Here is an 8095-nt window from a genome sequence, read left to right on the forward strand (position 1 = left end):
CATGGAACTTACGCCGATGATGCAACAGTATCTGGCAACCAAGGAGCAGAATCCCGAGAGCATCTTGTTTTTCCGTTTAGGCGATTTTTACGAGATGTTTTTTGACGATGCCCGGATTGTTTCCAAGGAGCTGGGCCTGACCCTTACGAGCCGCAGCGGCAACAAGGATAAAGCGCCGATGTGCGGAGTACCGTATCATGCGGCGGAGACCTATATCAATAAACTCGTCGGCCGTGGCTACAAGGTGGCTATCGCTGAGCAAATTGGCGACCCCAAGGCCAAGGGCCTCACGAAGCGCGAAATCATCAAGATCATCACGCCGGGCACGGTGCTCTCCGAGTCGGCGCTCAAAGATGCGCAGAACAACTACATCGCGCTGGTCTACGAAAAAAATGAGGACATCGTGCTGGCCGGTGCTGACATCTCGACGGGTGAGTGTTTCTATGGCATCTACACGGGGGGCAACCGCTTGCAGATGCTTTTAGATGAGCTCTACCGTCTGGCGATGCCAGAGCTGCTGGTGGTGGGGAAGCCATCCTTTATGGACGCTCTCAAGGAGTTTACCGACCTGCGGCTGCCCAACTGCTCCTATACCCTGCGGGAGGAAATCTCCCGGGCCGTCGACGACCGCATCATCCAGCATTTCGATGCGGCCACCCGGCCGGATAATCAGGAGGCACGCGAGGCTGTGGCAACGCTCTTGGATTACCTCCATGAGACGGTTATGACTGACCTCACGCATCTGAACAAGCTCACGTATCTTGACGCGTCGGAAAATCTCGTCATCGATACCTATACGCTGCGCAACCTCGAGATCACGCGCAACCTGCGGGATGGAGGCAAGAAGGATACGCTGCTCGACGTGCTGGACTTCACCGAGACGGCTATGGGCAGCCGCTTGCTCAAAAAATGGCTGGAGTATCCGCTGCTCAATGTACTGCCGATAAACCGCCGTCTTGATGCGGTGGAGGAACTTACCCAGGACTTTTCTCTGCGGGGAGGCCTGCGGGCGGACTGCAAGGAAATCCACGATTTTGAGCGCCTGCTCACTCGCATTGAGGTGGGTACGGCTAACGCCCGGGACCTTATCGCCCTGAAGATTTCCCTCATGTGCCTGCCGGGAATCCAGCAACATATGGCAGGTGTAAAATCTCAGGTGCTTACGGAGTGCAAGGCGGGCATCCAGTCCTTTGATGCCCTGGTGGACCTTCTGCAGCGCTCCATTGTCGAGGAGCCGGGCATTTCCCTGCGGGAGGGCGGCATCATCAAATCCGGCTATAATGCCGAGCTTGACGAATACCGCCGCATTGCTCATGACAGCAAGGCCATGCTGCAGGAAATCGAGGAGCGGGAGAAGGAAACGACGGGCATCAAGTCGCTAAAGATTGGCTACAACAAGGTCTTCGGCTACTATATCGAGGTGCGCCACAGCGGCACGGACCTGGTGCCGGACCGCTATATCCGCAAGCAGACCCTGGCCAATGCTGAGCGCTATATTACCGAGGAGCTCAAGGAGTTTGAGACAAAAATCCTCGGCGCCCAGGAAAAAATCGTGCAGATTGAGTACAATTTGTTCACCGAAGTCCGGGAGACCATCAAGAGCCAGTTGACGGAAATCCAGGCCACGGCCCATGAGATTGCCATCGTCGATGTGCTCACGAGCCTGGCTGAGGCGGCCAGCACCTATAACTACGTGCGTCCCCGCATGACAAGTGACGGCGTCATCGACATCAAGGATGGCCGTCATCCACTGGTGGAGCGCATCTTGACGCGGGACCTCTTCGTGCCCAATGACACGCACCTTAGTCATAACGACTGCGAAATCATGCTGATTACGGGGCCGAACATGGCCGGTAAGTCTACTTACATGCGGCAGGTGGCGCTGCTGACATTGATGGCACAGATCGGCAGCTTCATCCCGGCACGGGAAGCCGCTATTTCGCCCGTTGACCGCATCTTTACGCGCATCGGGGCCAGCGATGACCTGGTGAGCGGCCAGAGTACGTTCATGGTGGAGATGAATGAGGTGGCGCAAATCCTAAAATACGCCACCAAGGATAGTCTCGTGATTCTCGATGAGATCGGACGCGGCACCAGTACCTTTGACGGCATGAGCATTGCCCGGGCCGTCATCGAGCATATCGAAAGCAAGGTGCACGCTAAGACGTTGTTCGCCACCCATTACCACGAGCTCACGGATCTCGAGGACGATAAGGTCAAGAATTTCTGCGTGGCCGTAAAAGAGCGCGGCACCCAGGTCGCGTTCCTGCGACGCATTGTGGCGGGCTCTGCCGATAAGTCCTACGGCATCCATGTGGCGCGGCTGGCGGGACTTCCCAAGGCCGTGACAAAACGGGCGGAAGATATCCTGGCCGCCCTGGAGTCTGAGCAGGGGGCCGAGGTGGCAGCGGCTGCAGCGCAGGTGGCAAAACCTGGGCAGAAGGCGGCCGCAAAGGATGATATGATGGGCTCGCTGTTTGCGAGCAGCTTGAGCGACACCTTGCTTTCGCTCGATGTTATGACGATGACGCCCTTAGAGGCGATGAATGAACTTTACAAACTGCAGGAGCAGGCAAAGAGGGAGGCTGGACAGGCATGAGTCTTATCCATGTTTTGGACGATAACACCATCAACAAGATTGCTGCCGGTGAGGTGGTAGAACGGCCGGCGTCGGTCATCAAAGAGCTGATAGAAAATGCTATGGATGCTGGCGCCAATCGTATCGAAGTCGAGATCATGGCCGGCGGCACCAGCTTCATGCGCGTTACCGATAACGGCAAGGGCATGAGCATGGAGGATGCGAAACTTGCCATCCTGCGCCATGCCACCAGCAAGATCCGCGAGGTGGGGGACCTGAACACCATCGGGACCCTGGGCTTTCGCGGCGAGGCCCTGCCCACCATTGCCTCGGTCTCACGGTTTACGATGCTCACGCGCCAGCAGGGAGATGACCTGGGCACCCGCGTGGATATCAGCGGCGGCAAGACGCCCGATATCCTTGAGACGGGCTGCGGTCTTGGCACCACCATCAAGGTGGAAGATTTGTTTTTCAACACGCCGGCCCGCAAGAAATTCCTCAAGACGAATCACACCGAGGGGTCGAAAATCAATGACTTTATCGTAAAGCTTGCCCTGTCGCGGCCCGATATCGAATTTCACTTTATCAACAACAACAAGGTGTCGGTGGTGACGCCTGGGAGCGACAATCTCTTTGATACGATACAGGCCATCTATGGCGCCAATGTGGCCGATTCGCTGCTGGCTTTGAGCCTCGAGAGCGAGGAAGTCAAAATCAGCGGCTATATCACCAAGCCTTCGATGCTAAAGAGCAGCCGCGGCTGGCAGACCTATATCGTCAATGGCCGCATTATCCAGAACCGTGCCATTGCCAAGGCCATCGATAACGCGTATAAGTCCTTGATTCCCAAAAGCGGTTTCCCGCTGGCGGTGTTAAAGATTGAAGTGCCTCAGCGCACCATTGACGTCAACGTCCATCCCCAGAAGAGTGAGATGAAGTTTGAAGACGAGGGCCTTATCTTTAAAGCCGTCTACAAAGCGGTGCTTGACGCCATCCGTCCCGCATCGGATCGGGGGTTAGGCGAGGTGGCAGCAGTGGTGGAAAAGCCGCGGCCCAATTATACCATGGAGCCCATGCGCTTCGTGCCGGCAACGGAACCCGTACGGCCGGCTTCGGCGGAGGATCGCAGCCATGACAACGCTCCGCGCACGATTTATGAGGCCGTTCGCCGGCCGGCAAGCCAGCCCTCCATGAGCTTTGCCGCTGCCCAGGCCGAGCTCCAGCAGGAGCGGCAGACCCATTATCCAGCGGCTGAGTCCCATGAAACCATCGCCGAAGGCCCACGGGGCTTTGGCGGTGACCGGTCAAAGTTGACCAGTCAAGTTGACAAGTCAAATCTGACCGGTCAGGATGACTTGTCAGATTCCGGTCAGGCTGGGGAGATTTCGCCCCAGCCTGACTGCGAGGGACAGGCCCTCCTTGATGCCGATGGCACGATTATTCCCATTGGCCAGGTTGACCTTACCTATATCATCGCCCAGGATGCCAAGGGGCTCTATCTTATCGATCAGCATGCAGCCCATGAGCGCATCTTGTTTGACAAGTTGTCGGCGATGGCTGACGGCATTCCGTCTCAGCAGCTCTTGGTGCATCAGCTTTTGACCTTTGATCGCAAGGAAGCAGCGCTGGTGGAGGAGAATAAAGAACTCTTTGCAAGGCTAGGCTTTCATATGGAGTCGGCAGGGGATTTGGATTACCGGCTCATGGAAGTGCCGGCGGATGTGCCGATCAGTGAGGCCGAGGATATCATCCGGGAAATCCTCACGGGGCTTAACGAGATGCACGAGACGACGGCCAAGGAAATCCGCCAGCACTGTCTGGCGACCACGGCTTGCCGGGCGGCCATCAAGGCAGGGGAGGAACTAAACCTGCGGCAGATGCAGATCCTCTTGGAGGAGCTTTCCCATACGCCGTTTCCTTATACCTGTCCCCATGGCCGGCCAACAATCTTGAAATTTTCCAGTGAGGATTTAGCCAAGATGTTCAAGCGGACAGGCTTTGGCTTTTGATAGGGAGGTACTATGACAGATACCCAACTTTCGGCGGCGGTTACGACGGCGCGGAAATGGAACGACGAGTCCATTGCCCTGGCGAAGGCCACGGCGGAAAAACTCGGCATCGTCTATGCGCCGCGGCTGCGGCTTTCGGTGGATGAAGTGCGGGAGCGCTATGACGTGGACTTTGTTCTCGTGGCCAAGCAGGATTTGCTGGTGCTCGACACACCGCAGGGCGAGCTCTTCTTCCATCCCAATATGGCTCATCTTCGCCTCAAGAATATCCGCAAGGGGGACGGCGACCGCATGGCAGAGGCCATGGACTTAAAGCCCGGCATGTCGGTGCTGGATGGCACCTTGGGCTTTGGCGCTGACTCCATTGTCGCAAGCTTTGTGGTGGGGCCCGAGGGAAGTGTTACGGGCTTGGAGTCAGAGCCTCTTATCGAGGCTGTCGTGAGCCGGGGCCTTTCGCATTTTGAAGGCGATACCTGGCGCATCATCGAGGCCATGCGCCGGGTCAAGACGGTCTGTGCAGATTCACTGGATTATCTGAAGCGTCAGCCCGATAATTCCGTGGATGTGGTCTACTTTGACCCCATGTTCCGCCATCCGCTGATGGATAGCGCCAGCCTCACGCCTCTGCGTACCGTGGCCAATCATGCGGCCCTTACGCCAGAGCATATCGAAGAGGCGCGCCGCGTGGCCCGCCATCGCGTCGTGTTCAAGGAAAACGCCCGCAGCGGTGAATTTGCGCGCCTTGGCTTCACGCGCATCGAAGGTGGCAAATACAGCAAAGTGCATTACGGCGTTATGGTGCTGGATGAAGAATAAAATCGCATAGCATAAAACGGCTGCCCACAGGACTTACTGGTGGGCAGCCGTTTTTACATGGTGATGATAACGCGGTATATGGTATAGAAACAAGTGAAGTATAATAGCGTGAAGATGATGCGCTTGATGATGGGGACAGGAAAGAAGCGGAAGGTCAGCTGCCCTAGCAGGATGCCGCCGGCTAAGCCAGGCAATAGGTAGGTGAATTCGTTTAATGCTGGCAAAAGGTCTACACCGCCAAGGGTAAAGGTCGTTAGCGATATCAGGTTGGAGAAGAAAAAGAAACCGATGGAGGTGGCTCGCAGTTCCCGAGCGGTTATGGCGGTGCTGGTAAGGTACATGATGATGGGCGGCCCCGCCATGCCCGTGGTCATGGCCATGGTGCCAGCGGCAATGCCGGTGAACAGTGTATTGCGGGGGCTGATGGCAATCTGCTGCTTGCGCAGCTGCATGATGGTCAGCGAGAAGAGTATCACGACGCTGATGAGGATTTTTAGATAGTGGGCGGGAATGATGGCATAAATCTGATAGCCAAGGGGCTGCCCGATAATGGCGCCTAGCAGCAGATAGCCGATAAGCTTCCATTTGGCTTCGCGATGCAGCAGGATGGTCTGGGCGATGTTGCCGCAGGTAGCCAATAGAATCATGATGGGGATGACGAGCTTGGGATCGTAGAAGAACATTAAAAGCGGCGCTGCGACGATGACGAGACCGAAGCCTGTGATGGACTGCAGGAAGGCTGCGAGAAAAACGCAGAAGAGCGGCGCGGTATGAAGCGAAAGATTTATAAGATATGTGTCCATAAAAGTACACCTGCCTTTCGGTGAGGATATCTTTATTATACTACAGCACACGGAACCATTTTGACTTCTCGGAAACAATAAGGGTATAATAAATTTAGTATTACCGTAATTTTTTCGTTTGTTTCGTGTCTTTCTGTGTAATTTGGAAGCCAGGAGGATTTCGATGATGCAGTTCAAATCCATACAAGCTCGTTTAACAACAATTTTTATCGGCATATCGTTTTTGACGATGCTGTTTTTAGGCAGCTGCGGTATTTATGGTGCAATGCAGGAGAATAATCGCCTGATTCGGGAATATCGCCGGGATATGGAAGACAGTGCCAAGCTTCAGCTGGAGTGGCAGACCCACTCGGCGTTAAGTGTAGTGGAAAACTGTTACCAGGCACAGTTGCGCGGTGAGCTCACCCAAGAAGAGGCTATGCAGCGTGCCGCTGACCTCATTCGCAATATGCGCTATGATAACGGGCAGGGATATTTTACCATTGATACCGACCAAGGCGTCAATGTGGTTTTGCTGGGAAGTGCCGCTGAGGGCAAGCTGCGGATTGATGCCAAAGATCCGAAGGGGCGTTATTATATCCGTGAGATGATCGAGCAGGCCAAACAGGGCGGCGGTTTTTCTGATTTTATGTTCCCAAAGCCAGGCCTTACTGAGCCGCTGCCCAAGCGCTATTATACGATGGAATTTGCGCCCTATCATTGGGTGATTGGCACGGGAATTTGGCTCGACCAGATTGACCGCCGGGTGGCCATGCGGGAAAAGGCCTTTGTACAGAACATGAAGGAACAGGTCATCCGCACCCTTACGGGACTGGTTTTGCTGGAAATCTTATTTGTTCTGCTGGCTATCTTTGTGGGGCGGCGGCTGGCCTATCCCATTCAAGTGGCCACCAAGCGAATGCGGGAACTGGGTAATGGTAAACTTAAGATGGATGCTCAAACGAAAGCGGAGATGCGGGAGCTTTCAAAGCGCAATGATGAATTTGGAGCCATGAGCCGGGCCATGAATGAGATGAATCAGAAGCTGTACGACAATCAGCGCGTCATCCTGCGCATGGCTCAAAAGGATGCCCTTACAGGCCTTGCCAATCGGCGTCATTTTACGGAGTTTATCCAAAAATGTTCCGACGATACCATGTTTACGCTGATTTCCCTTGACTTAGACCATTTTAAGGCAGTCAATGACAACTTTGGACATCAAACCGGTGATGCGGCCCTTTTGATTTTTGCCGAGGTCCTAAAGAGTCAGTTCACCGATGCCCTCAACGTTCGCATGGGCGGCGATGAATTCCTTGTGGTACTTACAGGCAAAGTTGACCCAGAGAAGACGGAAGCACGCTTGCAAGCCTTTATGCGGCAGCTGGTGGCTGTATACCGGCAGGATGAGGGCCTGAAATGCCTGACGGTCAGTGCTGGTATTGCCTATGCCAAGGAAAAGCCGGTCCCCATTGAGGTGCTCATGAATCACAGTGATGAGGCCCTCTATGAGGCAAAGGCCTGCGGCCGTTCCTGCTATCGTGTCTATCAGGAGGAAAAGAGTCAAGAGGACACTGTTGGCTAATGATTGATAAAACGAATCCCCGTTGACAAGTGAACTGCTCCCCGTCAAGAGGACAATAAAAAAATATAAGATTTCTTTGGTCGGCAGATTCGTCTGCCGGCCTTTTTATGCGGCTAAATACAAGGTATGTTTCTCTATCGGTGTTAGGATACCAAGGTTACGTTGCACACGCTTGTGGTTGTAATAATGAATGTATGCTTCAATCGAACGCATAAGTTCACACTTGCTGGTAAAACGTCTGCCGTAGTACATCTCCCGCTTAAGGATGCCCCAGAATCCTTCCATAGGACCGTTGTCAATGCAATGGGCTACACGGGACATGCTTTGT

At 54.5% G+C, this 8095-nt stretch carries 6 protein-coding genes; 4 read left to right on the forward strand and 2 right to left on the reverse strand.

All coding sequences use genetic code 11. The features are described 5' to 3' along the window. The first annotated feature begins 1 nt into the window (after position 1). The 3 genes from mutS to BLQ36_RS04445 are packed head-to-tail and all read left to right on the forward strand — an operon-like array spanning position 2 to position 5403. The gene (gene mutS, locus BLQ36_RS04435; RefSeq protein ID WP_074514155.1) at positions 2 to 2599 is read left to right on the forward strand and encodes a DNA mismatch repair protein MutS; all 2598 of its coding nucleotides are present in this window, start codon (positions 2 to 4) and stop codon (positions 2597 to 2599) included. Then, complete coding sequence (gene mutL, locus BLQ36_RS04440; protein WP_074514156.1) at positions 2596 to 4587, forward strand: DNA mismatch repair endonuclease MutL; 1992 nt, start codon at positions 2596 to 2598, stop codon at positions 4585 to 4587. The genes mutS and mutL overlap by 4 nt, the downstream gene beginning before the upstream one ends. Positions 4588 to 4599: 12 nt before the next feature. Next, complete coding sequence (locus tag BLQ36_RS04445; protein WP_074514157.1) at positions 4600 to 5403, forward strand: class I SAM-dependent methyltransferase; 804 nt, start codon at positions 4600 to 4602, stop codon at positions 5401 to 5403. A gap of 53 nt (positions 5404 to 5456) precedes the next feature. Here the strand turns inward: BLQ36_RS04445 and BLQ36_RS04450 are convergent, their stop codons facing one another. Continuing rightward, the gene (locus tag BLQ36_RS04450; RefSeq protein WP_074514158.1) at positions 5457 to 6206 is read right to left on the reverse strand and encodes a sulfite exporter TauE/SafE family protein; all 750 of its coding nucleotides are present in this window, start codon (positions 6204 to 6206) and stop codon (positions 5457 to 5459) included. 163 nt (positions 6207 to 6369) lie between these two features. Between BLQ36_RS04450 and BLQ36_RS04455 the strand changes: the two genes are divergently transcribed. Then, entirely contained in the window at positions 6370 to 7767 is a 1398-nt protein-coding gene (locus tag BLQ36_RS04455; protein WP_074514159.1) for a cache domain-containing protein, read from the forward strand. Positions 7768 to 7872: 105 nt separating this feature from the next. Here the strand turns inward: BLQ36_RS04455 and BLQ36_RS04460 are convergent. Then, positions 7873 to 8095, reverse strand: a 223-nt coding sequence (locus BLQ36_RS04460) for an IS3 family transposase (RefSeq protein WP_143558670.1), incomplete at its 5' end; no start/stop codon positions are given.

The organism is Selenomonas sp. WCT3 (genome assembly GCA_900100835.1).
Classification (GTDB): Bacteria; Bacillota; Negativicutes; order Selenomonadales; family Selenomonadaceae; genus Selenomonas_A; species Selenomonas_A ruminantium_E.

Bases quoted from the DNA above. Each gene is read 5' to 3' on its own strand.
- mutS (WP_074514155.1), top strand. From the start codon at position 2: ATGGAACTTACGCCGATGATGCAACAGTATCTGGCAACCAAGGAGCAG.
- mutL (WP_074514156.1), top strand. From the start codon at position 2,596: ATGAGTCTTATCCATGTTTTGGACGATAACACCATCAACAAGATTGCT.
- BLQ36_RS04445 (WP_074514157.1), top strand. From the start codon at position 4,600: ATGACAGATACCCAACTTTCGGCGGCGGTTACGACGGCGCGGAAATGG.
- BLQ36_RS04450 (WP_074514158.1), bottom strand. From the start codon at position 6,206: ATGGACACATATCTTATAAATCTTTCGCTTCATACCGCGCCGCTCTTC.
- BLQ36_RS04455 (WP_074514159.1), top strand. From the start codon at position 6,370: ATGATGCAGTTCAAATCCATACAAGCTCGTTTAACAACAATTTTTATC.